Annotated in this window: 24 protein-coding genes; 8 read left to right on the forward strand and 16 right to left on the reverse strand. The window is 72.5% G+C overall.

The window, feature by feature from the left end; all coding sequences use genetic code 11:
* Positions 1–11: 11 nt before the first annotated feature.
* Both ACWENQ_RS32485 and ACWENQ_RS32490 read right to left on the reverse strand, forming a co-directional pair.
* Entirely contained in the window at positions 12–1,358 is a 1,347-nt protein-coding gene (locus tag ACWENQ_RS32485) for an alpha/beta hydrolase (protein WP_452417624.1), read from the reverse strand.
* Positions 1,355–3,124, reverse strand: coding sequence for a glycoside hydrolase family 13 protein (locus tag ACWENQ_RS32490; protein ID WP_452417626.1), 1,770 nt, complete (start codon positions 3,122–3,124; stop codon positions 1,355–1,357). The genes ACWENQ_RS32485 and ACWENQ_RS32490 overlap by 4 nt, the downstream gene beginning before the upstream one ends.
* A 114-nt stretch (positions 3,125–3,238) precedes the next feature.
* On the opposite strand from ACWENQ_RS32490, the gene ACWENQ_RS32495 reads away from it, so the two are divergent.
* Entirely contained in the window at positions 3,239–4,240 is a 1,002-nt protein-coding gene (locus ACWENQ_RS32495) for a LacI family DNA-binding transcriptional regulator (RefSeq protein ID WP_354912781.1), read from the forward strand.
* An 81-nt stretch (positions 4,241–4,321) separates the two neighbouring features.
* Here ACWENQ_RS32495 and ACWENQ_RS32500 read toward each other — a convergent pair whose 3' ends face one another.
* Together ACWENQ_RS32500 and ACWENQ_RS32505 are read right to left on the reverse strand one after the other, a co-directional pair.
* Complete coding sequence (locus ACWENQ_RS32500; RefSeq protein WP_354912779.1) at positions 4,322–4,756, reverse strand: DUF6196 family protein; 435 nt, start codon at positions 4,754–4,756, stop codon at positions 4,322–4,324.
* A gap of 79 nt (positions 4,757–4,835) precedes the next feature.
* Positions 4,836–5,762: an LLM class flavin-dependent oxidoreductase gene (locus tag ACWENQ_RS32505; RefSeq protein WP_452417628.1), complete on the reverse strand. Its 927-nt coding sequence runs from the start codon at positions 5,760–5,762 to the stop codon at positions 4,836–4,838.
* 75 nt (positions 5,763–5,837) lie between these two features.
* On the opposite strand from ACWENQ_RS32505, the gene ACWENQ_RS32510 reads away from it, so the two are divergent.
* On the forward strand, positions 5,838–6,590 hold the full coding sequence (locus tag ACWENQ_RS32510; RefSeq protein ID WP_449928205.1) for a helix-turn-helix domain-containing protein: 753 nt from the start codon (positions 5,838–5,840) through the stop codon (positions 6,588–6,590).
* On the opposite strand, the gene ACWENQ_RS32515 is transcribed toward ACWENQ_RS32510, so the two are convergent.
* From ACWENQ_RS32515 to ACWENQ_RS32530, 4 genes are all read right to left on the reverse strand, one after another.
* The gene (locus ACWENQ_RS32515) at positions 6,572–6,994 is read right to left on the reverse strand and encodes a hypothetical protein (protein WP_354912774.1); all 423 of its coding nucleotides are present in this window, start codon (positions 6,992–6,994) and stop codon (positions 6,572–6,574) included. The two genes, ACWENQ_RS32510 and ACWENQ_RS32515, sit on opposite strands and share 19 nt — an antisense overlap.
* 62 nt (positions 6,995–7,056) lie before the next feature.
* The gene (locus ACWENQ_RS32520) at positions 7,057–8,394 is read right to left on the reverse strand and encodes a serine hydrolase domain-containing protein (RefSeq protein WP_452417629.1); all 1,338 of its coding nucleotides are present in this window, start codon (positions 8,392–8,394) and stop codon (positions 7,057–7,059) included.
* Positions 8,391–10,472: a DPP IV N-terminal domain-containing protein gene (locus ACWENQ_RS32525; protein WP_449928199.1), complete on the reverse strand. Its 2,082-nt coding sequence runs from the start codon at positions 10,470–10,472 to the stop codon at positions 8,391–8,393. The genes ACWENQ_RS32520 and ACWENQ_RS32525 overlap by 4 nt, the downstream gene beginning before the upstream one ends.
* Positions 10,469–11,872, reverse strand: a complete 1,404-nt coding sequence (locus ACWENQ_RS32530; protein ID WP_452417630.1) for an MFS transporter — start codon at positions 11,870–11,872, stop codon at positions 10,469–10,471. Before ACWENQ_RS32530 ends, ACWENQ_RS32525 begins: the two co-directional genes overlap by 4 nt.
* Before the next feature lie 130 nt (positions 11,873–12,002).
* On the opposite strand from ACWENQ_RS32530, the gene ACWENQ_RS32535 reads away from it, so the two are divergent.
* Both ACWENQ_RS32535 and ACWENQ_RS32540 read left to right on the forward strand, forming a co-directional pair.
* Positions 12,003–13,190 carry a sensor histidine kinase gene (locus ACWENQ_RS32535; protein WP_452417632.1) on the forward strand — a complete coding sequence of 396 codons (1,188 nt, stop codon included), beginning with the start codon at positions 12,003–12,005 and terminating at the stop codon, positions 13,188–13,190.
* A complete protein-coding gene (locus tag ACWENQ_RS32540; RefSeq protein WP_449928193.1) occupies positions 13,187–13,840 on the forward strand; it encodes a response regulator in 654 nt (217 codons plus the stop codon). Before ACWENQ_RS32535 ends, ACWENQ_RS32540 begins: the two co-directional genes overlap by 4 nt.
* Positions 13,841–13,916: 76 nt before the next feature.
* On the opposite strand, the gene ACWENQ_RS32545 is transcribed toward ACWENQ_RS32540, so the two are convergent.
* Together ACWENQ_RS32545 and ACWENQ_RS32550 are read right to left on the reverse strand one after the other, a co-directional pair.
* Entirely contained in the window at positions 13,917–15,188 is a 1,272-nt protein-coding gene (locus ACWENQ_RS32545; RefSeq protein WP_449928191.1) for a serine hydrolase domain-containing protein, read from the reverse strand.
* Positions 15,189–15,540: 352 nt separating this feature from the next.
* The gene (locus tag ACWENQ_RS32550; RefSeq protein ID WP_449928189.1) at positions 15,541–17,013 is read right to left on the reverse strand and encodes a 2'-5' RNA ligase family protein; all 1,473 of its coding nucleotides are present in this window, start codon (positions 17,011–17,013) and stop codon (positions 15,541–15,543) included.
* 461 nt (positions 17,014–17,474) lie between these two features.
* Between ACWENQ_RS32550 and ACWENQ_RS32555 the strand changes: the two genes are divergently transcribed.
* Positions 17,475–18,584, forward strand: a complete 1,110-nt coding sequence (locus ACWENQ_RS32555; protein ID WP_449928187.1) for a methyltransferase — start codon at positions 17,475–17,477, stop codon at positions 18,582–18,584.
* A gap of 224 nt (positions 18,585–18,808) precedes the next feature.
* Here the strand turns inward: ACWENQ_RS32555 and ACWENQ_RS32560 are convergent, their stop codons facing one another.
* Entirely contained in the window at positions 18,809–19,084 is a 276-nt protein-coding gene (locus ACWENQ_RS32560) for a hypothetical protein (RefSeq protein ID WP_452417633.1), read from the reverse strand.
* A gap of 107 nt (positions 19,085–19,191) precedes the next feature.
* On the opposite strand from ACWENQ_RS32560, the gene ACWENQ_RS32565 reads away from it, so the two are divergent.
* Both ACWENQ_RS32565 and ACWENQ_RS32570 read left to right on the forward strand, forming a co-directional pair.
* Positions 19,192–19,743 carry a dihydrofolate reductase family protein gene (locus tag ACWENQ_RS32565; RefSeq protein ID WP_452417634.1) on the forward strand — a complete coding sequence of 184 codons (552 nt, stop codon included), beginning with the start codon at positions 19,192–19,194 and terminating at the stop codon, positions 19,741–19,743.
* Positions 19,740–20,141 (forward strand): hypothetical protein, encoded by a 402-nt coding sequence (locus tag ACWENQ_RS32570; protein WP_354912755.1) that lies wholly within the window; start codon positions 19,740–19,742, stop codon positions 20,139–20,141. The genes ACWENQ_RS32565 and ACWENQ_RS32570 overlap by 4 nt, the downstream gene beginning before the upstream one ends.
* A gap of 32 nt (positions 20,142–20,173) precedes the next feature.
* Here ACWENQ_RS32570 and ACWENQ_RS32575 read toward each other — a convergent pair whose 3' ends face one another.
* The 5 genes from ACWENQ_RS32575 to ACWENQ_RS32595 all read right to left on the reverse strand — a co-directional run bounded on the left by ACWENQ_RS32575 (position 20,174) and on the right by ACWENQ_RS32595 (position 25,213).
* Positions 20,174–20,854 (reverse strand): class I SAM-dependent methyltransferase, encoded by a 681-nt coding sequence (locus tag ACWENQ_RS32575; protein ID WP_452417636.1) that lies wholly within the window; start codon positions 20,852–20,854, stop codon positions 20,174–20,176.
* Positions 20,855–20,912: 58 nt separating this feature from the next.
* On the reverse strand, positions 20,913–22,580 hold the full coding sequence (locus tag ACWENQ_RS32580; RefSeq protein ID WP_449928178.1) for a solute symporter family protein: 1,668 nt from the start codon (positions 22,578–22,580) through the stop codon (positions 20,913–20,915).
* Positions 22,577–22,954, reverse strand: a complete 378-nt coding sequence (locus ACWENQ_RS32585) for a DUF485 domain-containing protein (RefSeq protein ID WP_354912749.1) — start codon at positions 22,952–22,954, stop codon at positions 22,577–22,579. The genes ACWENQ_RS32580 and ACWENQ_RS32585 overlap by 4 nt, the downstream gene beginning before the upstream one ends.
* Before the next feature lie 475 nt (positions 22,955–23,429).
* Positions 23,430–24,995: a carboxylesterase/lipase family protein gene (locus ACWENQ_RS32590; protein WP_452417637.1), complete on the reverse strand. Its 1,566-nt coding sequence runs from the start codon at positions 24,993–24,995 to the stop codon at positions 23,430–23,432.
* On the reverse strand, positions 24,992–25,213 hold the full coding sequence (locus ACWENQ_RS32595; RefSeq protein WP_449928176.1) for a hypothetical protein: 222 nt from the start codon (positions 25,211–25,213) through the stop codon (positions 24,992–24,994). The genes ACWENQ_RS32590 and ACWENQ_RS32595 overlap by 4 nt, the downstream gene beginning before the upstream one ends.
* A gap of 132 nt (positions 25,214–25,345) precedes the next feature.
* On the opposite strand from ACWENQ_RS32595, the gene ACWENQ_RS32600 reads away from it, so the two are divergent.
* Entirely contained in the window at positions 25,346–25,948 is a 603-nt protein-coding gene (locus ACWENQ_RS32600; RefSeq protein WP_452417639.1) for a TetR/AcrR family transcriptional regulator, read from the forward strand.
* The last annotated feature ends 39 nt before the right edge of the window (positions 25,949–25,987 follow it).

Genomic DNA, 25,987 nt, shown 5'->3' on the forward strand with positions numbered 1-25,987 from the left:
CGGGGTTCTCCTCAGGATCCGGCGTGCGGATCGACCTGGGCGGGATCGCTCCAGCCCGCGACGCGCACCCACACGCGCCGGTCACCGTCGTGCCGTAGGGGGGTTCGGATGGGCAGGCCGTCGGCGCCCAACCCGTCGCGGCGCCAGCCCCGGCCGACGGTGCCGTTGAGGCCGACGCCGCGGGGCAGCCGCCACGCGCCGTGGTGGACGCCGGGCGCGACCTGGGTGGTGACCAGGCCGGAGAAGTAGACGGGGGAGTCGGCAGGGGTGTCCACCGGGACGACGACGGTGACGTCGAGCAGCGCGTCGGGCGCGCCGTCGACGACCGTGACCCGCTCGGTCACCTGCAGCTCGCCTGTCCTGACGACGACCTCGGCGGTGCCGGCCCCGGCGCCGGTCAGCAGGCCGTGGCCCGCGGGCACCAGCACGTGAGACGGCCGCCACGTCACCTCCGCGCTCAACACCGAGTAGACGCAGCCGTCCGCCCGCACGCCGACGGGCGCGACGTCGACCGCCTGGCCCACGGCGACCGGGCCGTCCGCGCCGTTCGTGCCGTCCGCGACGTCCGCGACGGACAGCGTCACGGGCGGCCCTTCCGTTCCGAACAGGTGCAGCAGCGCACTGCCCGCGCGCGCCGCCCAGGCGTCCTCGTGGTGCGGCGCGGCCGGCTCGTGGTGGTAGCGCAGCTCCGTGTCGGGCTCGTACCCCACGTCGATGAGATGCTCGACCAGCTCGCGGACCGGCCTGACCATGATCAGGCCCTCCATGCCGCCGATGTCGATCCAGATCCTGCGCGGCCCGCGCCCCGGGAAACGGCGGAAGACCGGGGTCTCCTCGAGCGTCGTCGGATCCACGAAGACGAGGAACGGCGACAGCACGGCCGACAGCCCGAACACGTCGGGACGGCGGAAGGCCAGGTGGTAGCTGACCAGGCCGCCCATGGAGGAGCCCATCACCGCGGTGGCGCCCGGATCGTCGGTGACCGCGTAGCGTCCGCGCACCAGCGGCAGCAGCTCCGTGACGAGGAAGCGCTCGTACAGCTCGCCGCGGCAGATCCCGTTCGGGTCACGCGGGTAGGGCACCTCGTGGGAGTACTCGTTGCCGCGCTGGTCACCGGCGTTGGCGACGGCCACGGCGACCAGCGGCGGCAGCAGTCCCGCGCCGATGAGCCCGTCGAGCGTCTCGTCCACCCGCCAGCTCGGCGCGAGGCCCGCTCCCGCGAACACGTGCTGCCCGTCGTGCAGGACGACGAGCGGGTACGGCCCGGCCGCAGGGTCGTAGCCGGGCGGCAGGTAGACGAACACGTCCCTCGAGTTGCCGAGCGCCTCGGAACGCACACCGGTCAGAATCTCGATCATCGGGCGACCTCCCAGACGTGGAAGGCCGGTCCATCGGCGGGCATCGGCTCACCGGGACGCAGGTCGGGGCCGCCGGTGAGGCAGGACAGCGCGGCAGGGGCCGCAGCCGGCGCGTGGTTCGCCCTGCTGACCTGGACGAGTATCGTCTCGCCCGGCAGTGCCCGCTCGAAGAGCAGGACGTCGTCGTCGGCGCGCAGCCATCGCAGGCCGCCACGGCGCAGCGCCTGCCTGCTCCTGCGCAGTGCCACCAGCTCCCTGTACGTCGCGTAGGTCCGCCGGTCCCAGGTCTCGCCATCCCACGGGAAGGGTCGGCGGCCGTCCTCCAGATGGACCCCTTCCACGCCGACCTCGTCACCGGCGAAGACCATGGGCAGGCCGGGCAGCGTGAACAGGAGCGCGGCGCCGAGAAGCTGGCGGTCGCGGCCCGCGATCGACCGGAACCTGGCCGTGTCGTGGGAGTCGAGCAGCGTGAGGTTGTGGGTGTAGGAGCGCCACGGGATCCGGGCGGCGTGGTCGCGCATCACCTCGACGACGTCCTGCCCGCCGTACAGGGGGATGGGGCCGGGGGTGCCCCAGAACTCGGTGGCACGTTCCAGCGCCAGCCACGACCAGACAGGCCGGGCGAACCCGGCGTAGGACATGGTGCCGTGCCAGCCGCCGCCGCGCAGCGCGGCGGCGGCGTCGAACTGGTGCTCGGCCAGCAGCAGCCTGCCCTCTCCCAGCGCCGCCCTGGTGTCCGCGGCCACCCGGTCGTTGAGTTCGACGCCGCCGTGGCGGCCCGCCGACTGGGCGACGTCCACGCGCCATCCGTCGAGCCCGAACTCGTCGGGGTAGCGGGCGATCACCCTGTCCAGGCGCCGGCGCAGCTCGGCCGAGCGGTGGTCGAACTTGGGCAGCGTCTTCACCCCGGCGAACGTGGCGTAGTCGTCGCCGTCGACATAGTAGAAGTCGCGCTCGGGGCTGCCCGGGTCACCCATGGCGCTGACGAACCAGTCGTGCGCGTCGCCCGAATGGTTGAGCGTGATGTCGCCGATCACCCGCATGCCGCGGGCGTGCGCCCGCGCGGTGAGCGCCTTGAGCGCCTCGTCCCCGCCGAGCAGCGGATCCACCCGGTCGAAGGTGGTGGCGTCGTAGCGGTGGTTGGACCTGGCGGGGAAGAAGGGCGTCAGGTAGATCAGGTCGGCGCCGAGCTCGGCGATGTGGTCCAGGCGGTCGGCCACCCCCCACAGGTCGCCGCCGTAGATCTGCTGCAGCGCCTCGGGCCTGCCGTAGGGGATCGGCTCGTCCCAGTCCGCGGGCCTGGCCCACCCGGGCAGCGGGCCGTACGGCCGGCCGGAGCGGGCGAACCGGTCGGGGAAGATCTGGTAGATCACCGCGTCCGCCGCCCAGGCGGGCGGCGGCGGGTAGGCGGTGAGCGTGAAGTCGGCCGCGTCGGTGACCTCGGTACGGCGCAGCCCCGACGCGTTCAGCCAGAGCGGCCCGCGGGCCGTGCGCAGCAGGAAGCGGTAGCCGCACTCCGGGTTGACGATCTCGACCGGCACCCGCCACCACGTCTCGTCCTCGCAGGCGCGGTCGATCTTCGCCTCGGTGAACCTGGGCTCGCCGTCAGGGGCGGTGCGCACGTACACCTGCTCGGCACCCAGCGCCGCGGCGGTGCGCACGAACACCTCCACCCGCTCGCCCAGCCCCGGAGAAGGGTCGGACACGTAGAGCGGCGAACCGTCGTGGTGCGCGCTCGTGTTGCAAAGTGTTTCGGGTTGCCACATGCTGTCAGTGCTCCGCAATTCGCTCATCACCTGCGTTTCTGGCCGGGAGCCTAGGTCGCTCCCGAATACCGCCGCAACAGCTGGCAACATGTTTCAATGCTTTCTGGAGGGTCGATGTCAAGGCTGTCGGTCCGGACGATCGCCAAGCGTGTCGGGGTCAGCGCGGCCACGGTCAGCCGCGTGCTCAACGACCGCCCGGGTGTGGCCGAGGAGACCCGCGACCGCGTGCTGCGCGCCATGCGCGAGCAAGGCATGGTCGCGCCGGCGCCCGTCTCCGACCCCTTCGTGGGCATCATCGTCCCCGAGCTGGACAACCCCGTCTTCCCGCTGCTGGCCGGCGCGATCGAGACGAAGCTCGGCGCTCTCGGCGTGACGGCGATGATCGGCAGCTCCACCAAGAAGGGGCCGACGGAGCTGGACTACATCGCCTCCCTGGTACGGCAGCGCATCCAGGGTCTGGTCCTGATCTCAGGACGGCACGCCAACCCTTCGGCCGACCACGGCTTCTACTGGCAGCTGCACCAGCGGCACCTGCCGATGGTTCTGGTCGGCGGGCACGTCCCCGACCTGCCGGTCTCCACCGTGACCACCGACGAGGCGGCCGGCGCCGCGATGGCCGTCGCCCACCTGCGATCCCTCGGCCACACCCGCATCGGCCTGGCCGGCGGCCAGGGCTACCTGCGGCCCTCGCAGAACCGGCTGAACGGCTACCGCAGGGAGATGCGCAAGTGGTTCGGCTCCGTCGACGACGCGCTCTACGCCGAGACCGACTACTCGCTGACAGGCGGGCACGCCGCCGCCCAACGGCTCCTGGCGGCCGGCGCGACCGCGATCGTCGCAGGCAGCGACCTCATGGCGCTCGGCGCGCTCGCCGCGGCCCGCCAGGCGGGTCTGTCCGTGCCGGGCGACCTCTCGGTGATCGGGTACGACGACTCCTACCTCGCCTCGCACAGCAACCCGCCCCTGTCGACCGTCCATCAGCCCATCGAGCAGATGGCCGGCGCCGCGGCCAACGCGCTGTGGGAGCGCCTGCAGGGCTACCACACGCCCCACGTCGACCACGTCTTCCCGCCCACCCTCATCGCCCGGGGCTCGACCGGCCGCGTCAGGAGTTGACCCACCCTGGCGGCGTCCGGGCTTCCGAGCCGGGCACCGCTCAGGCCTGCCGTGGGCTGCCGGCCTTCCGGCCGGTGTCGGTCACGCCCCGCGGAGCTCGGCGACGACGGCGACCGCCTGGTCGAGCAGCTCGGCTGGGCAGCCCCAGTAGTCGTAGACGCCGCCGCGCTCCCGGTTGCTTCCGCACACCACGAACACCCCCGTCCCCAGGCTCGCCTTGAGACGGGTGGCCAGCCAGCCGACGAAGCCGCTGTTGTCCAGCCCGGCGGGGAAGTGGAAGGAGAAGATCCCGAACCGCTCGACGTCCTCCCGGTCGCGGGTGAGCGGTATCAGGCGGCTCCAGCTGTCCTCGTCGCGGACCACGGCCAGCGTGTCGCCGGTGAGCGCGGGCGGACGGTCGGCGGGTGACTCCTCGAAGAACCAGACGCCCTCGTGCACGACGAGTTCGGCGCCGGCGATCACCCGGCGCAGGCGTTCCTCTGTCTGCTCGGGGGTCTCCGTGCTGACACTGACCATCGGCGGCCTCTTCTCCGTTGGGGTCGTCGATGAGCGGCAACACCGGGGTGCGCGCCGGTTGTTCCGGCGCGCCGCGACCTCACGGCGTGCGGCGGGCGATCCCGGCCAGCTGCTCCAGCTGCTCCAGCTGGTCGTGGAGCGTGGTGGCCGCGAAACGGCACACCAGGTGCTCGGCGCCGGCCGCCACGTAGCCGGCCAGCGTGGCGGCCACGTGCTCGGCCGGGCCCGCGACCATGGCCTGGATCGTCCGCGCCGTCTCGTACGGCACGCCGTAGGTGGCCCTGCAGAAGGCGTCGAGCTCACGCTCGCCGGCGGCCTCGCCGATCAGCACCGTGACGAACAACGCCGGGGTGACCGCCTCGACGGGCCGCCCCGCCGCGCCCGCCGCGTGCCGTACACCCTCGAGGCCCGCCCGGTAGGCGGCGGGGTCGGGCGGGTAGGGCAGCCACCCGTCGTAGAGCCGCCCGGCGCGTTCCAGCGCCGACGGTGTCGCGCCGGCCAGCCAGATCGGCGGCCCGCCCGGCCGGAACGACGGCGTCGGCTCGGGCAGCTCGTCGAAGCGCAGCACCTTGCCGTGGAAGGCGCGCTCGCCCGCCCACAGCGCCCGCCACAGGGCGACCGTCTCGTCCAGCCGCTCGAAGCGCCGCGGCCACGGCACCTCCGAGACCGCGTACTCGATCTCCGACCGGCCGGGGAAGCCGGCGCCCACGGTGACGACCAGCCGCCCGGCCGACAGGTGGTCGACGGCGGCCAGCTCCTGGGCGGCCGTGACCGGGCGGCGGAAGGCCGGCAGCAGCGCCGCGGTGCCGAGGGTGACCCGCTCGGTCGCCGGGGCCAGCGCGGCCAGCATGGCCAGCGGCTCGATGCGGGCGCCGAGCAGGGTGTCGTTGGCCCAGAGGGAGTCGAAGCCGAGCCGCTCGGCGCGGACGCCGAAGTCCACCAGCCCTCGGGCGTCGGTCCACTGGTTCTTGTCGGTGGGGAGCAGGACTCCCAGTCGCGTGTTCACGCAGGGAATCGTGCCGCCGCGAGGGAATGACGACAATTCCCTTGAAGGAATGGGTGGCATCCGCACAATGGGAGCGTGGACTTCTCCCAGACCCTGCGCACGACCCGCCGCCGCCACGGCCTCAGCCAGCTCGACCTCGCCCTGCGGACGGGCACGACCCAGCGCCACCTCAGCTTCATGGAGAGCGGCCGGTCCCGGCCCGGCAGGAGCATGGTCGTCCGGCTCGGCGAGTCGATGGAGCTGCCGCTCAGGGAGCGCAACGACCTCCTGCTCGCGGCCGGGTACGCGCCCGTCTACCCGCAGACCCCGCTTGACGACCCGGGCCTGGCCCACGTGCGGACCGCGCTCGGCCACATCCTGACCGGACACCTGCCCTACCCCGCGATCGTCGTCGACGCCCGTCACGAGCTGGTACTGGCCAACGACGCCTTCGGCCTGCTCACCGAGGGCGTCGCCGGCCACCTGCTGCGCCCCCCGGTCAACGTGCTGCGCCTGTCCCTGCATCCGGAGGGCCTGGCGCCGCGGATCGCCAACCTGGCCCAGTGGGCCCAGCACATCCTCGACCGCATCCCGCGCGACGAGCTGTACGACGAGCTGTCCGGCTACGTGCCGCACGAGCCGCCGGGGCCCGACCACGTCGGCTTCGCCGTGCCCGTACGGCTGCGCTCGCCGCGCGGGGAACTGCGGCTCACCACCACGATCACGACGTTCGCGACCGCGCTCGACGTGACCGTGGCGGAGCTGAAGCTGGAGGCGTTCTTGCCCGCCGACGCCGAAACGGCGGCGCTGCTGGCGGCTGACCCCGGCGATCAGGACGGGAACATGTAGTCGGTGACGATGCGGCCGTCCTCGTCCAGCATGAGGACCTCGAGGCCGCCGCCCGTCACCGCGCCTCCGCCGCCGACGTTCACCGATTCCCAGTGGAAGGTGACGACGTCGCGCAGCCGTACGGCGTCGCCCTTGGCCCTGAAGACGAACTGCCCGCCGGCGACGAACCGCTCGTAGCTGCGGGTCACCCGGGTCTCGATCGCCTCGTGGCCGCGCGCTTCGAGCGTCGTGGCGTCGAAGCCCAGGTCGTAGCCGATCTGCCGGATCTCCTGCGGCGGCTGGAGCACGTGCTCGCCGTCTTCGGCCCACAGTTCCTGGACGGCCTTGCGGCGCAGCTCGGCGTCCGGCTCGAGCCAGAGCGCGATGTAGCGGTCGGCCAGCTCCTGGGCACGGATATCGGTCACTGCTTCTCCTCGTGTCGGTGTTCCCCTCGATCCTGCGGATCGCGGGGAACACCGACAATTCCTCACAGGGAATCGCGGACGTTCAGCCGCCCGGTGTGCAGGTAGCCGGCCCGCCCGCCGTCGCCGTCGCCGACGAACGCGACGGCCGCGTGCACCCCGCCCCTGGCCTCCGCGAACACGAACGTGTCGCCGCGCAGCCTGGCCAGCTCGAAGGTCTGCGGCGCGCCGTGCTCGGCCATCACGCCGAGCGGCGTGACGGTCACCCACAGCCGGCCCTCGGCGTCGCCGGTGACCTCCCACGCCGTCACGTCCGAGACGTAGCGCCCGGCGTAGCGGTCGACGTCGAAGGGGAGCGGCGGCACGGGCGGCTTCACCGGCGGCGGCGCGCTCACCCCGGCCAGGCGGCCGAGCACGGGTGTCAGCAGCTCGGCCACCAGCGGGTCGGGGTCGCCGCCGTTGGTCAGCAGCACCGCGGCCACCCCCGCCTCCGGCACGAGCTTCAGCGTGGCGGCCTGGCCGGGGGTGGAGCCGTCGTGCCCGACGACCGTGCCGCCCGCCCATTCCTGCAGTTCCCAGCCGAGCCCCCAGCTGGAGGGCCGGCCGAGGTCGGGAAGGGCGACCTGCGGCTCCCGCATCATCCTGGACAGCTTCGCGGGCAGCACCTGCGCGCCGTCGGCCAGATGCGCGCGGGCGAAGGTCAGCAGATCTCCCGCGGTCATCGCCAGGCTCGCCCCCGCCGGGTCGTTCGAGCGCATCAGCGACCAGGTCGAGACCGGCTCGCCGGCGGCGTGCCCGACCGCCGTGCCGTACAGGATGGCCTCGTCGGCGCTGGTGGCGGTGTGCGTCAGGCCCAGCGGGCCGATCAGGTGCGCGCGCAGCGCCGCGTTGAACGGCAGGCCGCGCAGGACCTCGACGACACGTCCGAGGACGACGTACCCAGCGTTGTTGTAGGACCAGATCGCGCCGGGCGGCGACAGCTGCGGCACCTCGCCGAGCAGCGCGACCAGCTTCTCGATCGCGTCGTCACCCCGGCCGGTGTCGACGAAGACATCCCCCTCGAACCCGCCGGTGTGCGCCAGCAACTGCCGGATCGTCACCGGCTCGGGCAGCACGAGCGCGGGCAGCACCGACTGCGCGGTCTGGTCGAGGTCGAGCCGCCCCTCGCCGACGAGCTGGAGCACCAGGGTCGCCGTCCACGCCTTGGTGACCGAGCCGATCTGGAACAGCGAGCCGGTCGTGACGGGCTGGCCCGTGCGGGTGTTGAGGACTCCCGTCGCGGCCGCGGCCACCTCCTGGCCGTCGGTGAAGGCGAGCACCGCGCCGGTGACGCCGTGCTCGCCGGCCAGCGCGTCGAGGTCGGCCTGCAGGTCGGGGAGCAGGTCAGGAAGGGCGGTGCTCATGCGGCGGCTCCGAAGGTCGGGTCGATGCGGTATCCGGCGGGCGGCTCCGCGCCGATCAGGTGGCGGGTAAGGAAGTCCCAGGTACGGCGCAGCACGTGCGCCTCGGCGTGCAGGTAGCCGTGGGCGGCGTTGGGCACCATGAGCATCTCGAAGTCGGCATCGGCCTCGACCAGCGCGTTGACCAGCCGCAGCGACAGGCCGGGGTGGCAGTTGTCGTCCATCTCGCCGAAGACGATCAGCAGCTTGCCGGCGAGCGCGCCGGCGTGCGGCAGCATCGAGCCCGCGGCGTAGTCCTGGGGCGGCGGCCCCTGGTAGGTCTCGCCCCAGATGGCGTAGTAGCCGTCGTGCTCGTAGTCGCCCGCCGAGGCGACGCCCACGCGGAAGAAACCGGGATGGGTCAGCATCGCCCTGGCCGTGGCCGCGCCGCCGCCTGAGTGCCCGGTGATCCCCACCCGCTCCAGATCGAGGTAAGGCCGCTCGGCGGCGAGCTGGGTGATCGCCGCCACGTGGTCCTCCAGCCCGGCCGTCACCGCCGGGTCGCCGTGGGAGACGTCCTGGAAGGCCTTGCCCCGGTACGGCGTGCCGCGCCCGTCGAGCACCACGACCGCCATGCCGAGCGCGGCCAGCGACGGCGCGCCGCCCGCCGGGTCGAGCAGCCACGGGTCGAGCGTGTAGCCCCGCAGGGTGGTGCGCAGCTGCCGGGTGATCTGCGGCCCGTTGTAGATCGAGTCCAGGATGGGGTACCGCTTGCCCGGGTCGAAGTCGCCCGGCAGGAACAGCAGCCCGTGGACGTCGGTGACGCCGTCGGCGGCCTTGGCGGTGAACCGTTCGGGCGCCCGCCAGCCGGCCTTCTCCAGCAGGCTCAGGTCGGCCTGCTCCAGCTCCATGACGAGCGCTCCGGCGGCGTCGCGCAGCACGGTGACGCTCGGCGTGCCGGGCGTGGCGTAGGTGTCGACCAGCCAGCGGCCGTCGGGGGAGACGTGGACCTGGTGGTCGGCGTCCTCGGGGGTGAGCACGGTGACCCCGCCCCCGTCCAGGTCCGCCCGGCACAGGCGGCGGTCGTAGGGGTTCGACCCGTGCCCGCCCGACAGGAACAGCACCTGCCTGGCCGTCCAGTCGACCTCGAGCAGCTCGCGGACGAGCCATTCGCCGGTGGTGACGGCGCTGGCGAGCTCGCCGCCCCGGTACAGGTAGAGGTGGCCCCAGCCCGACCGGTCGGAGTACCACAGCACCTCGTCGCCGCGGGTGCGCACGAGGGTCGGCACGACGATCGTCGGGGCGGTGGCCATCACCGTCTCGGCGTGCTCCTCGAGGACGACCTGCGCCCGGCCGGTCCTGGCGTCGATGCGGTGGAGCACGGCGCCCCGGTTGCCGCGGGTGCAGTGCAGCAGCCACAGCGTGTCGTCGTCCTCCCACCAGATCCGGTCGAGGTTGAGCGGGGCGTCGTGAGTGAAGGGCAGCGGCTCGAGCGCGACGTCGACCCGCTCGCCCGTCTCCGCGTCGAAGATCGCGTGCGTGACCGTCGGCAGCGGGTCGCCGGGCATCTCGTAGTGCATCGTGTGCGCCAGCGGGCGGCCGCCGCCCGGGGGGCACGACTGCGTGATCGTCAGCGTGGGCACGTGCCGCTGGTCGACGCGGTGGGTGACGAACCGGCGGCCGTCGGGCGCCCAGACCAGCAGCGGGGGAGTGGTCATGCCCTGCTGGGTGGCGACGATCGGCATCCGGTTCTGGTCGCTCGGCAGGCCGTAGGCATGGCCAGGCTCGCCGTCACCGGTGACGCGCGTACCGTTCACCAGCAGGTCGCCGGCCTCGCAGGTCACCGTGAAGCGGCCGTCGGGCGAGGTCTGGGCACCGGTGAGCTCGGGCGGGAGCACCGGCTCGCCGGCCGGGGCCGGCGCCGGGCCCTCCACCCGCTCCTTCCGCTCGGGGAAGACCCTGACCTGGCGGGGGCCTTCGGGGGTGGTCACCAGGTACCAGAAGGAGTCCTCCTCCCAGACGGGCGTCACGGCCGAGCGGTGCACGAGCTTCGCCTCCCGCGAGACGTGCAGCGCCTCGGCGCGGCGATAGGCGTCGATCATGTGGTTTCTCCGATCGCATGGTCGATGAGGGCGTCGAGATCGCCCATGAGGGTCTTGCGGATGGTCGCGATGAACCACGACCCGAGGACCGCGGGGACGAGCAGCAACAGCAGCGCGCCGCGCAGGTCGAGGAAGGCGGTCGCCAGGGCCAGCAGCCCCGCGCCCACCAGGCCGCCGGCCGCGATGATCAGGCCGAGCGCGGCCATGGCGTGCGGGCGGTCGGCGGGCCGTACGACCGAGAGGGCGCCGATGAACAGGCACGGCCCGATCACCGCGAGGAAGGCCTGGCCCAGCGCCAGCAGGGCCAGCATCACCCACAGCACGGGCACGACCGCGGACAGGGCGAACGCCGTGGCCGCCGCGGCCAGCGCCGCGCCCGACAGCGCCATGAACCGCGCAGGACCCGCCCGGTAGGCCGCCTCCGCCCTGGCCCCGAAGGCGGCCAGCGCCGCGATCGACACCGCCGCGGCGGCGCCGGTGAACAGCCCGCGCTGGCCGGGCGTGAGCGCGTACTCCTGCTCCAGCAGGGTCGAGACCACCACCCCGTACGGCGCGGCCAGCGCCCCTACCGCGGTGAAGCCGACGCACATCCGGCGGACGGTCGGGATGCGCAGAGTCCGCACGAACGCCGCCCCGAAGCCGCCGAACTCCGGCGTCGCCGCGTCCGCGGCCGGTACGGCGTTGCCCGACCTGGCCTGAAGCTCGGCCACGTCCCAGCGGCCCAGCACCGGCTCGCGCAGCCGCAGCGCGTACAGACAGGCCGCCAGCGACAGCCCGCCGAGCGTCGCGAACACCGCCCGCCAGTCCATGCCGAGCCACGACACCAGCCCCGCCACGACCAGCGGTGCCAGGACGCCGGCCAGCGGCGACGAGGCCGAGTACAGCGACATGATCCGCATGCGGGCGGGCGGCGGGTAGGCGTCCACGAGCAGCGGCGGATGCAGCACCGCCACCGTGCCGGTGGTGGCCCCGTTGACCAGCATGAGCGCGGCCAGCGAGACGGGCCCGGCCACCGACCCGGTGAACAGCGTGGTCAGGCTCCAGGCGAACCCGGTGCCCACCGCCAGCCGTACCCGATGGGGGTAGCGGCGCAGCAGCGCCGCCACCGCGAACGGGGCGAGCCCCGTCGCCACGCCCTGGGCGGCCACGATTCCCGACAGCGAGCCCGCGTCCATCCCGAGCGAGGCGGCGATCTCGGGCGCGAGCACGCCGAACACCTGGGTCTGGAAGTTGTCCACCACGGCCAGCACGGTCAGCGCGACCAGGAACGACAGGCCGACGCCGTGCTCCCTGAGCGTGCGCAGCAGGGGAGCGGTGTCGCCCTCCTTGCCGGTGACGCCCAGGATCGCGCGTGCGTCCTGCCTGGTCAGGGAGGCGTGTTCGCCTGGAAGATCGTTCACGTATCGAGGATCACGCGACACGGCAGGCCCGCACGAGCGCCGAAGGGGGGCTGCCCCGTGGGGATCGTAGGCGCCGGCATCCTACTTTCGTCGGATCCGGCCGGCCTGCGCGGATCGGTAGCGTGGCGGTATGAACGCGCGGGTCAGAAGGCTGTCGGGGGACGTCGCGCTCGCCGCGGCCGTGGGTGTGGTGGGCGTCGGCAGCGATCTGGCCATCAGCGGCGCGGTGCCGATGGCGCTGGTGCCCGACGTGCCCTGGCAGGGGCTGTGGGTGCAGGCCGTGGCCGCGGCGGCGCTGCTGGGCCGTCGGCACTTCCCCCTCGCCGTCGCGCTGGCGATGATCCCGCTCGGCTTCATCGAGGTGCCGGTGGCGATGCCGTTCGCGCTGTACTCGCTCGGCGCCCACCGCGGCGACCGGCGGCTGCTCGTGGCCGTGGCCGGGCTGGCACTGCTCGTCCTGACCCACCTGTGGGAGGCGCCCGACCTCGCCACGGCCCTGAACCTCGTCGCGATCTGCGGCCTGGTGGTGATCCCCGCGACGCTGCTCGGCCTCTACGCCGACACCCAGCGGCGGCTCAACACCGCGCTGGCCGAACGGGCCGAACGCGCCGAACGCGAGCAGCGGCTGCTGGTCGAGCAGGCCAGGCTGGAGGAACGCACGCGGCTGGCCCGCGAGATGCACGACGTGGTCACCCACCACGTCAGCCTCATGGTGCTGCAGGCCGGCTCCCTGCGGATGGCCGCGCCCTCGCCCGAGGTGCGCGCGGCCGCCGAGGAACTGCGCGCCACCGGCCGGCGCGCGCTCGGCGAATTGCGCGAGGTCGTCGGGGTGCTGCACGACCGGCAGCCGGCCGACCTCGCCCCGCCGCCGACCCTGCTCGACGTGTCCCGCCTGGTCGCCGAGTCGGGGCTGCCGGTGTCGCTGAGCCAGGACGAGCAGATCGAGCTGTCGGCACCGCTCGGCCGTACCGCCTACCGGGTGGTGCAGGAGGCGCTGACGAACGCGCGCAAGCACGCGCCGGGCGCGCCGGTCTCCGTCTGGCTGAGCCCCCGGGACGGCGGGGTCCGCGTCGAGGTGCGCAACCACCCGGCCGACCCGGCGCGCGCCGAGCCGATGCGCCTCGGCCTGCCGTCGTCCGGCACCGGGCTGCTCGGCCTGCGGCAGCGGGTGGAACTGGTCGGCGGCGCGTTCGCCGCGGGGCCGACCGAGACAGGCGGATTCGAGGTGCTGGCGACACTGCCGGCCAAACTGCCGGGAAATCTCCCGGGAAACCTGCCGGCAGAACTGCCGGGAAAGGGGAGGGGAAGCGCCCGATGATCAGGGTCCTGCTCGTGGACGACGAGCGGATGGTGTGCGCCCACCTGCGGGCGATCCTGTCCCGCGCCGCCGACCTCGAGGTGGTCGGCGAGGCGCACGACGGCGCCGAGGCCGTCGAGGCGATCGTCCGGCTGGCGCCGGACGTCGTGCTGATGGACATCAGGATGCCCGGCGTCGACGGCCTGACCGCGACCGAGCGCGCCTGCCGGCTCCCGCGCCCGCCGAAGATCATCATGCTGACCACGTTCGACCTGGACGAGTACGCGGTCCGGGCGCTGCGCGCGGGCGCGGTCGGCTTCCTGCTCAAGGACACCGACCCCGAGGACCTGACCGGCATCGTCAGGGTCGCCGCCGACGGGCACGCCGTCGTCTCGCCCGACCTGACCAGGCGGTTGGTGGCGGCCTTCGCCCCCGGCGAGCCCGCCAGACGGGCCGCCAGGCGACTGGTGGACGGCCTGACCGAGCGCGAGACCGAGGTGCTGGTCTGCCTGGCCGAAGGGCTGTCCAACTCCCAGACGGGCAGCCGGCTCTACCTCAGCGAGACGACGGTCAAGGGTTACGTGTCACGGCTGCTCGGCAAGCTCGGCTGCGCCAACCGCACCCAGGCCGCGCTGCTGGCCCACGACGCCGGGCTGGTCAGCCGAGCCTGAGCTCACCCGATCCGGCGGGCTGGCCAGCCGGGCCTGAGCTCACGCGATCGGGCGGGCTGGTCAGCCGAGGCTGAGCTCACGCGATCCGGCGGGCGGCGAAACCGCCGCTGACCAGGCGCGCCGCCCGGCCGTCCCGGACCACGAACGCCAGATCCCAGCCCCGCCCGCCGGACAGATCCTGCTCGGGCAGGAACCGGTGCTCGTCCAGCGGCAGCAGCGCCACCGGCGGGCTGACGGCGCCCGAGGCCACGTCCTCCAGCGTGACCGTCAGCACCCCCTCCACCGAGGTCACCTCGTAGCGCAGGTCGCAGGCGGCGTACCGGCCCTCGTACGGGCCCGCGTCGGCGGTGAGCCGCGTCACCGGCTCCACGTCGGCGGGACCGGCTCCCAGCAGTTCGGCGGTCACGGCGGCCGCCAGCGGGTAACCCGCATGCGGGCTGTTGCACACCACCGCGACGACCACGCCGGTGGACGGCACCCACAGCAGCGTCGAGGAACCGCCCAGATTGGTCCCGCTGTGGCCGAGCACGGTCGCCCCGCCGAAATCGCGCTGGTAGGGCCCCAGACACCAGCGGTCGGCGAACCGCCTGGTCGGCAGCGACACCTGCGGCACCTGCATGGCGGCGCACGCCTCCGCCGACAGCACGCCGGCCCCCGCCCGCACGAACAGCTCGCCGAACCTGGCCAGATCGGCGGCCGTCGAGCACAGCGTGCTCCCCGCGGGCCCCGAGGCGCGCGAGAACGTCCACGGCCGCACCACCGAACCGTCGGGCGCGTGCCCGACCGCGACCCGGTGATACGGCAGCTCCTCCCACAACGTCAGGCACTCGCGCAGCCCCAGCGGCTCGAACACCCTGCGCCGCAACGCCTCGTCCCAGCTCGACCCGGTCAGCCGGGCGACCAGCGCGCCCGAGACGACGGTGGAGGCGTTGCTGTAGGAGTAGCCGTCGCCCGGGGCGAACAGCATCCGCATCCCGGACAGCGTCGCCAGGTAGTCGGCCGGGTCGTCGTAGAACCCGTTGTCGATCCCGCTGGTCATGGACAGCAGGTGACGCGCCGTCACCGACGCGGTGGCGGCGGCGTCGGACAGCCGCAGTTCCGGCAGATGGCGCACCACCGGCGTGTCCAGGTCCAGCACGCCCTCGTCGACCAGCGTCATCACCAGCACCGCGGTGTGCAGCTTGGTCGTCGAACCGATCTGGATCAGCGTGCGGGCGTCCATCGGCGTGCCCAGCTCGGCGTTGGCGACCCCGGTGGCGGCCTCACGCAACTCGCCGTCGGCGAGCACGGCGACCTGCGCGCCGGTGACACCCAGCCGGCGGGCGGCCTCGGTCAGCATCTCTTCCATGGCGACCGAGTCTCAGCCGCCGTCCCGTGCCTGATCAAGGCGATGACGGGCGAAGCCGACCTTCGGCACGGCAGGACCGTACTTTGGTGGGGCCTTCGAGCGGCGGCCTGCTGCCGAAGGCCTGTCTCCGGAGTTCCGCCCGGGGTTCGCCCGCATGCGCGGCTGCCCCTCCCTTCAGCAGCCGGGCCGGTTTCAGAAAGCACGCCAGGTTGAAAGCCGAGCCAGTTCGAGAAGCCGAGCCTGTTCCAGCGGCCGGGCCGGTTTGAGAAAGCACGCCAGGTTGAAAAGCCGCGCCTGTTTCAGCGGCCGGGCCGGTTTCAGAGATCGCCCGGTTTTGGAGACCGAGCTGGTTTCAGAAGCCGAACTGGGCGAAAGGCCGGCCGTCGCCGATCGCCGCCAGCGCGGCCGCCGGGTAGGCCACCATGCCGTCGGGCAGCCGGTCGAGCGGATGCCACTCCAGCGCGCCGCACTTGCCCGGCTCGGCGTTGTACGGCTCGCCGTGCCACCGCTCGGCGCGGAAGAACAGCCCCACCCGATCGGGCGCACGATGCATGGCGTGGACGAAGGTCAGATCGCCGGGATCGACGATGACACCGACCTCCTCCCGCGCCTCCCTGGCCGCCGCCTCGACCGCCGACTCGCCGGCCTCGAGGTGGCCCGAGGGCAGATGCCAGCGGCCGTCGGCGTAGCCGGTGTTGGCCCTGCGCCCCAGCAGCACCTTCCCGTCACGGACGAACAGCACGTGCACGTCCACGATCGCTTTGAACCTGGCCCGCTTCACCTGGTGGGGAAGCGTCGCACCGCGGCCGCCGAGCGCCTGGGCCCACTTGACCGCCACCGCCGCGACCTGGATCAGCTCCGCGCGCAGCCGGTCGGGGTCGCTCTCGGCGAAGGCCTCCAGCACCTCCTCGTGCAGGATGTGCCGCCAGGTCACCGCACCGGCCCGCTTGGCCGTCTCCAGGTCGGCCTTCGCCCGGTCGGCGGCGGCCGTGCGTTCGGGACCCGTGCCGTCGGCGGGGTCCTGGACGCCGAACATGACGTCCTGCGCGACCCGCTCGGCGGCCACGTCGGCCAGCACCTCGGCGAGCGAGCCCGGCCGCCCGTAGTCGCCGTCCACCGCCTCGCCCCGCACCTCGGCGAGGGGACTCGGTCGGTGGTCATCGCCGTCCGCGTGCTCGCCCTGCGCCTCGGTGCGGGAAGTCCGCCGGTCGTCATGGCCCTCCGCGTGCTCGTTCCGCACCTCCACATGCACGCTCCGCACCTCGGCGGGCGAGCGCGGCGGGTCGTCATCGCCGCCGGCCGCGCCGCCCAGCGGGAACGACGCCTCCTGCCGCCACGCCGTACCGTCGTAGGCCAGGAGCACGACCTCGCTCACGCGGGAGACGAACGGCAGCCGCGCGACCAGGTCCGCCTCGATCTCAGCGCAGGCGTCGGGTGGCGGGCCGTCGGCGACCGTCAGGTGCGGGACGACGTCCGGATAGCGCCCGCCGTACGGCGGCACCTCGGGCCAGCGCCGCCACACGGCCAGGGTGAGCGCGCGCAACGGCTCGTCCGGCTCAGGGGCGAGATAGAGCACTCCCGGAAACCGGCCGGTGGCGTGAAAGGTGATCTCGAACGGGGCGAAAGCGGCGAACAGCCGCCCGAGCTCGGCCTCCACCCGCGCGTCCACGAGGTCGCGGGGCAGGAACGGGGTGAGCACGGTCACGTGCGCCGGCACGCCGTAGGCCGCGGAGGGGTCGTGGCGCTCCCGCCAGCGCCCGACGACGGGTTCGGCCGCCGGAACCGTGACCACCAATGCCGTCTCGCCTATCCGAAAGCGCTCCACACGACGATCTTCGCATGTCAGGCGACCGTGTGGCCGCCCTTGACCGCGATCCGCTCGCCGGTGACGAAGCGGGCGGCGGGGGAGTGAAGGAACGCGTCGGGGCCCCGGCGAGGAGGCCCGCGACCGCCGACTCGTCGGTGACGTCCGCCGGAAACGCCGCGGCACGCCACCCCCGCCCGGATCTCGCCGACCATGGCTCAGCCCGCTCGGCCCCCAACAGTGTTTGTCGGTGACCGCCCGGCTGTCGGTGACCGTCGAGCCGTTGCTGACCGCCCGGCCGTCGGCGACCGTCGAGCCGTTGCCGATCGCCGAGTCGCTGGCGGCCAGTTGCCGCGCGATGGCGGCGCCCAAGCCGCGGGAAGCGCCGGTGACGAGCGGGACAGGCCGAGCGGGACAGAGAGAGGGCGCGGGACGATCACCGGCGAATCATGTGCCGACGTCTCGGCTACCCTGGGGGCGCGATGAACGAGCTTCACCTGACCCGCTACCCGGACAACCCGCGCGACCAGCTGCGCGCCTGGGACGCCGCCGACGAGTACCTGCTGCGGCACCTCGGCGGCGACGTCCACGGCAGCCTGGTCGTGGTCGGCGACAGGTGGGGCGCGCTCACCACGGCGCTGGCCGCCCACCGGCCCACCCAGATCACCGACTCCTACCTCACCCAGGAAGCCACCAGGGCCAACCTGGGGCGCAACGGCGTCGACCCCGACCAGGTACGCCTGCTGTCCACCAGGGACACCCCGCCCAGCCGGATCGACGTGCTGCTGGTCCGCGTGCCCAAGAGTCTCGCGCTCCTGGAGGACCAGTTGCACCGCCTGGCCCCCTCCGTCCACGCGGACACCGTCGTCGTCGGCGCCGGCATGGTCACCGAGATCCACACCTCCACGCTGAAGACCTTCGAGCGCCTCCTCGGCCCCACCAGGACCTCGCTGGCCGAGCGGAAGGCCAGACTCATCTTCTGCACGCCAGACCCCGCGCTGCCCAGGCCCCCGAGCCCGTGGCCGCTGAGCTACGCCCTCCCCGACGACGTCGGCGATCTCTCGCGGCGCACGGTCACCAACCACGCGGGCATCTTCTGCGCCGACCGCCTCGACATCGGCACCAGGTTCTTCCTGCGCAACCTGCCGGAGAGCCGGGGGCCGGAACGGATCGTCGACCTCGGCTGCGGCAACGGCGTGGTCGGCCTGGCCATGGCGCTGCGCAACCCGGCGGCCGAGGTGCTGTTCGTCGACGAGTCGTACCAGGCGGTCGCCTCCGCGGAGGCGACCTTCGCCGCCAACGCCTCCTCGCCCGCCCGCTTCGTTGTCTCCGACGCCCTCACGGGGGCCGAGGCAGGCTCGGCCGACCTCGTGCTCACCAATCCGCCCTTCCACAGCCACCGTGCGACCACCGACGGCACCGCCTGGCGGATGTTCACCGGATCCCGTACGGCGCTGCGCCGCGGCGGCGAGCTATGGGTGATCGGCAACCGGCACCTCGGCTACCACGTGAAGCTGCGCCGGCTGTTCGGCAACTGTGAGGTCGTGGCCAGCGATCCCAAGTTCGTCGTCCTGCGGTCGGTCAAGCGCTGAGGCGACGCCCGCCCGCGTGATCGGCCTGCCCTGCCGCTCGCCCGGCAGGCCCCCCGACCTGCGGGTCACCTGGCACGCCCTGCCGACCTGCGGGTCACCCGGCAGGCCTCGCCGATCTGCCGCTCACCCGGCAGGCCGCTGACCTGGCTGTTCGTCTGGTTGGCCCGCTGTTCTGGGCGCTCGTCCGGTCCGGCGTCTGCGGGCCCTTTGCTCGCCCCGGTGGGTCACCCGGTGAGCGAGGCGGCCAGCGTCGCGAGCTGCTCGCGCCAGAAGGCCTTCATCCGAGCCGCCGTCTCGGCGTCGGGCAGCTTCTCGTGCACCACGCCGACCATGGACTTGCCCTCTCCTTTGCCGGTGAAGCCGACCACCAGCCTCGTGGATCCGTCCTCCCAGCCGGCGCGCAGCGACTTCGGCGCGTTAGCCGTACGGATCACGAAATTTCCGGACAGCCAGCCCTGGCCGACGAACGCCTCGTACAGGCGCTCCACCGGCACCGCCACCGTCTTGCTCCTCTGCCCGGGCGTCCAGCCGGGCGAGCCGATGGCCGCCTTGACAAAAAAATTTGTCGGTGAGAGGCTGACAGCACACCGGAACAAGGGAGCAAGGCATGCGCAAGATCGTCGCTTCGTTCTTCATCTCGCTCGACGGCGTCGTCGAGTCCCCCGACAAGTGGCACTTCCCCTACTTCAACGACGAGATGGGCGCCGCCATCGGCGCGCAGATGTCCGAGTCCGACGCGCTGCTCATGGGCCGCGTCAACTACCAGGAATGGGCCGCCTACTGGCCGACCAAGGCCGGCGAGGGCGAGCCGTTCGCCGACTTCATCAACGGCGTGCGGAAGTACGTGGTCTCCACCACCCTCGACTCGGCCGACTGGAACAACTCCACGCTCATCCCCGGCGACTCCTTCGTCGAGCGGCTGACCGAGCTGAAGCGGGAGCCGGGCGGCACCATCGCGATGAGCGGCAGCCCCACCCTCGTCCGCTCCCTGCTGGAGCACGGCCTGCTCGACGAGCTCAACCTGATGGTGCACCCGATCGTCGTCGGCTCGGGCCAGCGGCTGTTCGACGGCTCCGGCCAGATCCCGCTCGCCCTGACCTCCTCCACCACCTTCACGACCGGCGTCCTGTCCCTCACCTACTCCACGGAGACGAAGTGACCACCACCAAGACCACCGCCGCGAAGCTGCTCCTCAAGCCGGGCACCTCCCTGTGGGTCTCGGACCCCGACCGTCTCGCCCTGGTCGGCCCGCTGCCCGACGGCGTGACGAGCACCCCGAGCCCGGCGGACGCGGGGGTGGCGCTGGTGTTCGGCGACGACGCGGCCACCGTCCACGACGTGCTCGGCAAGCACGCCGAGGACATCACCAAGCCGGCCACCGTCTGGATCGCCTACCCGAAGGCCAACAAGTCCGACATCAACCGCGACACCCTGTGGCCGATCGCCGGCGAGTACGGCCTGCGCCCCAACGGCCAGGTCGCCATCGACGAGACCTGGTCGGCCCTGCGCTTCCGCGCGCTGAAGCCGGGCGAGGCGCCGTTCACCGGCGGCCGCTGAGCCTCGGGTGGGCCACCACGGTCGGGCAACGGTCACTCCGGCAGCCGGTTGCCCTCACGTGAGGCGGTCACCTCTCCGGCTGCCTGGTCAGGCTTCCGATAGACCGCCACCGCGAAAGGCCGGTGGGTCTCCGTGTCGACCCGCCTGGCGATCAGCCAGACGGCCGGGTCCTCGTCCGCGAACCTGTGCAGGCTCCTCGCCTCGGGCCACGGATGCACCAGGACCAGCACCCCGCCGTCCGCGAGCAACCCCGTCAACCGCCGCGACGCTCTGCGCAGCCGGTCGGCCCTGCCGATGTAGTAGAGCGTCTCCGCGCAGAACACCAGGTCGAACTCCTCCTCGAGACCATGGCTGAGGAGGTCGGCGTGCACGAAGCGGGCCCGCGCCGCGCGCTGCCTGGCCCTGTCCAGCGCCCGCGCCGAGATGTCGATCCCCGTCACCCGCGCCTCGGGGAAGCGCCGCACCAGCGTGTCGGTGAACACCCCTTCGGCGCACCCCACCTCCAGAATCCTCCGGTACGGCAGGCGCGGCACCTCGCCGAGCGTCGTGTCGTACTTGCGCCGCTCGTAGGCGTCGGTGCCGAGCTTCCAGGGGTCGGGCGTTCGATGCCACCAGTCGAAGTAGCGGCGCAGGAACACGCCCTGCCCTCGGGGCGAGAGCAGGGACATCGCCCGGAAGAACGCCCGGTGCAGGTGCTCAGGCAGTTCCGCCATACGGTCCCCCTTGATCGTAAGCGCTCAAGGGGAACCTAAAACGTGGCGGGCGAGGCGGCTAGTACTGGCGGCGTGTCCCGCGCGTGGCGGCCCGATGGGCGCCCGTTCCGGTCAACGACCGGACCGACAGCTCGTCGAACCGGTCGGGATCGGCCTTCTCCTTGCTGAGCAGCGCCCCGGCGACAGCGCACAGGAAGCCGAAGGGGATCGACACCAGGCCGGGGTTCTCCATCGGGAAGACGGCGAAGTCGATGCCCTTGGGCAGGAGCGACAGGCCGGCCCCCGTGACCGGGTCGATCTTACCCGACACGACGGGGGAGAAGACCACCAGCAGCACCGACCCCGACAGCCCGCCGTACACCCCGGCCACCACGCCCGTGGAATTGAACCGCTTCCAGAACAGCGACAGCACGATCGCCGGCAGGTTGGCGGAGGCGGCCATCGCGAACGCCAGGGCCACCAGGAACGCGACGTTCTGCTGGCGGGCGATCACCGCGAGCCCGATCGCCAGCAGCCCGATCACCAGGGCCGAGAAGCGGGCCACCCCGACCTCCTGCGACTCGCGCGGCCGTCCGAACATCAGCACGTGGCCGAAGTAGTCGTGGGCCAGCGAGGTGGAGGAGGCCATCACCAGCCCGGACACCACCGCCAGGATCGTCGCGAAGGCCACGGCGCCGATGAAGGCCAGCAGCAGGTCACCACCCATGGGGCCGCCGACGAACTCGCCGAGCACCTGCGCCAGCTGCAGCGCGGCGGTATTGCCCGACGGGTCCTGCGCCAGGATCGCCTCCTGGCCCACCAGCGCCGTCGCCCCGAAACCCAGCGCGAGCGTCATCAGGTAGAAGACGCCGACCAGGCCGATCGCCCAGTTGACCGAGGCGCGGGCGGTGCGGGCGTCCGGCACGGTGAAGAACCTCGTGACGATGTGCGGCAGGCCCGCCGTACCGAGCACCAGTGCCAGGGCCAGGCTGATGAAGTCGAGCTTGTTCAGCAGCGTCCTGACCGGGTCGCCCTCCACCTCCTGGGCGAACTTCGCGCCCGGCCGCAGGAAGTCGGGCTCGCCGCTGGCCTTCGCGGCGGCGCCGAGCATCTCGCTGAGGTTGAACCCGAACCGGCCCAGCACCAGCACCGTCAGCACGATCGTGCCCGCCATCAGCAGCACGGCCTTGATGATCTGCACCCATGTGGTGCCCCTCATCCCGCCGAACATCACGTAGAAGATCATCATCGTGCCGACGGTCACGATCGTCGCCACCTTGGCGGCGTCGGTCGACACCCCCAGCAGCAGCGACACCAGCGCGCCCGCGCCGACCATCTGCGCCAGCAGGTAGAACACCGACACGGTGACGGTGGAGACCACCGCGGCGGTGCGCACCTTGGGCTGCCGCCGTACCCGGTAGGACAGCACGTCGGCCATCGTGAACCGGCCGGCGTTGCGCATGAGCTCCACCAGGAGCAGCGTCAGCAGCCACGCGACCAGGAAGCCGATGGAGTAGAGGAAGCCGTCATACCCCGACAGCGCGATGATGCCCGCGATACCCAGGAACGACGCCGCCGACATGTAGTCGCCCGCCAGGGCAAGCCCGTTCTGCGCGCCGGAGAAGGCCCTGCCGCCGGCGTAGAAGTCCTCGGCCGACCTGGTGTTGCTCCTGGCCCAGAAGGTGACCACCAGGGTGACGGCGATGAACAGGACGAACAGGCCGAACGTCAACGCGGTCCCGGTCATCGGTGCCGCCTTCCGTGCCGGGGCGAGGGGGTCCAGTTCTCGATGCGCCGGCGCTCGGCGAGCAGCTGCGCGGCCCGCTCCTGCTCGGCCTGCCGCAGCTCGGCCTCGTGGCGCAGCTGCGCCGACAGCGGGTCGAGCATCTTGCGGGCGTAGCGGGTGTAGCGCCAGGCCAGGACGAAGGTCGAGACGAACTGGAGCACGCCCAGGACCAGGGCGACGTTGACGTTGCCGATGGCCGGCGAGGCCATGAAGTCGCGGGCGAACACCGACAGCGAGATGTAGAGGAAATACCAGCCGAGGAACGAGGCGACGATGCCGATGGCCAGCCGGCGAAACCGTGTCCTGAGAAGACGGAACCTCCTGTCCTGCGCCAACTCCGCATATGGCCCTGGTGGGCCGTGACGTCCTGAGGCCCCCACCATGCGGCCCTCCCCTGGCTCGCGCGATGACACTCTGTGGTGATGCGACTGCACAGCGAGATGAAACGATACGGTCGCCTCCGCACTTTTTCCGGGGAATGCGGGAACTCCTGTTTCCGGCTACTGGGGCGCCTGTTCCCGCGACCGCCGTCGTCGGCTGAACCGGCGGCTTGCCGCTGGTCGTGGCCCAGGCCGAAGCGGGAACGATCGGCCACCCGCTGCCCCCGGCTCCCGGCCCGATCCGGGCGGTCGCGTCGGGGGAGACGCTGCTCGGGCCGCCATGCCCGAGACCGCGCCCGACTTGTCATCGCCGCCTACGAAGCCCGCCTGGTGACGCCGCGTCAGCGCAGGCGCTGGACGGGGCTCCACGGCGTGATGTTTACGATGGCCAGCGCGGCGCGCGGACCATCGTGGCGGAGAGATCTGGCCGTCAGAACCAGAGATCGCAGTGGTGGGCGATCCTTGCGTTGACCGGTCGGACGGCCTCCGGAGCGAGGTTGAGCGCGCCGTCGGCGGCACCGAGACGAGGCCACGTCGGGCTGCCCGCCCCGTTGGGGTCGCCGGTCCGGACGAACCGGGCCCAGTAGCCGACGAGCCGGTCCGCCAGGCGCCGTTGATCCGCGGTGAGCTTCGGGGCGTCGGGGAAGTCGAACAGGTAGGAGGTCTCGGCTCCGTGCGCGGTGGCGGGCCGGACGTGGGCGGGCAGGGGCGCTCCGCTGGGAGTGGGTGCCGACGGGTCAGCGAAGACGTAGACGTAGGTGGACGCCTTCCTCGCGTGCTCGCGACCCGACTTCCAGGAGGGGCAGATCCAGCCGCTGTCACTGAACACGCGGCTGGCCGCCGCGGCGGGAGAGGGGAAGCGTCGCGCCGGGTAGCGTCGTTCGACACGTGGGGCGGCCGGTCCGAACGCGGTCTCGAGCATGGCCGGGTACTGGCGGGCGGTGATGCCTCGCGGGTAGCCGGCCAGGGTGAACTCGACGTGCTCGTCGCGGGTGTTGCCCTGCAACAGCGGTATGGCCGCCTGCTCGCCTGCGGCGAAGACCTTCGCCGGCTCCCGCGGGACGATGCCGGTGCCGTAGGCGAGCAGCGGGAACCAGGCGGTGTACGGCAGCAGCTCGCCGGCTCTCTTGTGGCGCAGGCAGGCCACGTCCGCGCAGGACAGCTGCTTGGCCAGGGCCTGGCCGGTGGCCTGGATCGTGCTGATCGGGTGCCAGGAGGAGATCGCGCTGACGCCCTTGCCCATGGCTCCTGCCGGATGGCTGGTACGGCACGATCCGCTTTGCACGATCGCCCGGTGGAACAGGCCCCTGGCGGCCGGTGAGGTCATCAGGGTGCAGGCGCTCATCGCGCCGGCGGAGGATCCGGCCAGCGTGACCTTGCCGGGGTCGCCACCGAACGCGGCGATGTTGGCGCGCACCCAGCGCAGCGCCGCCACCTGGTCCTGCAGGCCGAAGTTACTGCTGTCACCGAGCTCGGGATGGGCGAAGAAGCCGAACACGCCGAGCCGGTAGTTGACCGTCACGACCACGACGTCTCCGGCCCTGACCAGCCGTGCCGGGTCGTAGATCGAACCGGCGCCGGTGATGAAGCCGCCGCCGGGAACCCAAACCATGACCGGCCGTCCCTTGCCGGGCCGGGCGGGCGTGGTCACCTCCAGTGTCAGACAGTCCTCGCTCCGCGGGGTGCCCTTCGGCATGTCAGGTGCCTCCGGCTGTATGCACGCCGGTCCTGCCGTCGTCGCGTCGCGGGTGCCGGCCCAGGAGTCGGCCGGCTGGGGTGGCTGCCAGCGCCGCTCCCCGGTGGGCGGAGCGGCGTACGGGATGCCGCGAAAGCGGCGGACTCCGTTCTGGTCCGTGCCCTGGAGCTTGCCCGACGCCGTCACGACGACCGGGCCTGAGGTATCGCCGGCATGGGCGGGGGTGCCGCCCGCCACGAGCATCGACAGGCTCGCCAGCAGGGCGAGGACCACGGCCGTCGCCGGTGTCCGGCCGGTCATGCGCCGCGCCCGCTCTGCTTGGCCTGCCTGCTGCCCCAGCCCGCCAGGAGTGCCCCGGCGACGGCGGCCATCGTGTAACACGCCAGCCATACCGCGAACCCGCCGGGCAGCCATGCGAGCAGGCCCGCGTTGTCGTGATCGGCCAGCAATCGGATGGCACCCTGTGCTCCCAGGACCAGCAGCAACATGCCGATGATCAGCACGGTGACGTGCTTCATGTGCGCTTTGTCTCCCATCGCCCCGAAGGGTCGTGACAGCGGGCGCGGCCACGCCCGCGTTTTATGGTGCGATCGAACCATAACACTGTCTTGGTACGATCGCACCACAACGAGTCGCCAGGGACGGATGACATGCCTAGACAGGTGGACCACGGCCAGCGCCGCCGCCAGATCGCAGAAGCCGTCTGGCGTCTGGCCACCCGCGGTGGCCTCGAGGACGTCACCTTGCGGCAGGTCGCCACGGAGGCCGGGGTCTCCGCCCGGCTGCTGCAGTACTACTTCGGCACCCGCGACCAGCTGCTGCTCGGCGCGCTGGAGATCCTCAACGACGACGCCGAGCAACGGGCCCGCGAGCGCCTCGCGATGCTCGGCGAAGTGCCCGGCACGCGCACGATCGTGCGGGGAGTACTGCTCGAACTGCTCCCGTTGGATGAGGAACGGCGCAACCGGCACCTGGTGTACGCCGCCTACTTCGTCCGCTTCCTGACCGACCCTGCTCTGGCCAAGGTCGCCCGCGACGCGCCGCGCGCGGTGGAGAACCTGGTGAGCGGACTGATCGGTCAAGGGCAGGAGGCCGGCCAGGTCCCCCGGGAGATCGACGCCGCGGCCGAGGCGGCGTTCCTGGTGGCGGGCGCCTATGGGATTCAGCCGAGCGTTCTGCTGGGACAGCAGTCTGCCGCGGACGCCGTCGCCGTGATCGACCACCAGCTCGCCCGCATCTTCACCACGACGTGATCCACATCGTCTGTGTCGCCCGCGTGCCGCCGCGGTCGC

It is taken from the genome of Nonomuraea sp. NPDC004354 (genome assembly GCF_053602555.1).

Excerpts from the sequence above, each read along its gene's own strand:
- ACWENQ_RS32485 (WP_452417624.1), bottom strand. The coding sequence starts at position 1,358 with ATGATCGAGATTCTGACCGGTGTGCGTTCCGAGGCGCTCGGCAACTCG.
- ACWENQ_RS32490 (WP_452417626.1), bottom strand. The coding sequence starts at position 3,124 with ATGTGGCAACCCGAAACACTTTGCAACACGAGCGCGCACCACGACGGT.
- ACWENQ_RS32495 (WP_354912781.1), top strand. The coding sequence starts at position 3,239 with ATGTCAAGGCTGTCGGTCCGGACGATCGCCAAGCGTGTCGGGGTCAGC.
- ACWENQ_RS32500 (WP_354912779.1), bottom strand. The coding sequence starts at position 4,756 with ATGGTCAGTGTCAGCACGGAGACCCCCGAGCAGACAGAGGAACGCCTG.
- ACWENQ_RS32520 (WP_452417629.1), bottom strand. The coding sequence starts at position 8,394 with ATGAGCACCGCCCTTCCTGACCTGCTCCCCGACCTGCAGGCCGACCTC.
- ACWENQ_RS32525 (WP_449928199.1), bottom strand. The coding sequence starts at position 10,472 with ATGATCGACGCCTATCGCCGCGCCGAGGCGCTGCACGTCTCGCGGGAG.
- ACWENQ_RS32535 (WP_452417632.1), top strand. The coding sequence starts at position 12,003 with ATGAACGCGCGGGTCAGAAGGCTGTCGGGGGACGTCGCGCTCGCCGCG.
- ACWENQ_RS32540 (WP_449928193.1), top strand. The coding sequence starts at position 13,187 with ATGATCAGGGTCCTGCTCGTGGACGACGAGCGGATGGTGTGCGCCCAC.
- ACWENQ_RS32545 (WP_449928191.1), bottom strand. The coding sequence starts at position 15,188 with ATGGAAGAGATGCTGACCGAGGCCGCCCGCCGGCTGGGTGTCACCGGC.
- ACWENQ_RS32555 (WP_449928187.1), top strand. The coding sequence starts at position 17,475 with ATGAACGAGCTTCACCTGACCCGCTACCCGGACAACCCGCGCGACCAG.
- ACWENQ_RS32565 (WP_452417634.1), top strand. The coding sequence starts at position 19,192 with ATGCGCAAGATCGTCGCTTCGTTCTTCATCTCGCTCGACGGCGTCGTC.
- ACWENQ_RS32575 (WP_452417636.1), bottom strand. The coding sequence starts at position 20,854 with ATGGCGGAACTGCCTGAGCACCTGCACCGGGCGTTCTTCCGGGCGATG.
- ACWENQ_RS32580 (WP_449928178.1), bottom strand. The coding sequence starts at position 22,580 with ATGACCGGGACCGCGTTGACGTTCGGCCTGTTCGTCCTGTTCATCGCC.
- ACWENQ_RS32590 (WP_452417637.1), bottom strand. The coding sequence starts at position 24,995 with ATGACCGGCCGGACACCGGCGACGGCCGTGGTCCTCGCCCTGCTGGCG.
- ACWENQ_RS32595 (WP_449928176.1), bottom strand. The coding sequence starts at position 25,213 with ATGAAGCACGTCACCGTGCTGATCATCGGCATGTTGCTGCTGGTCCTG.
- ACWENQ_RS32600 (WP_452417639.1), top strand. The coding sequence starts at position 25,346 with ATGCCTAGACAGGTGGACCACGGCCAGCGCCGCCGCCAGATCGCAGAA.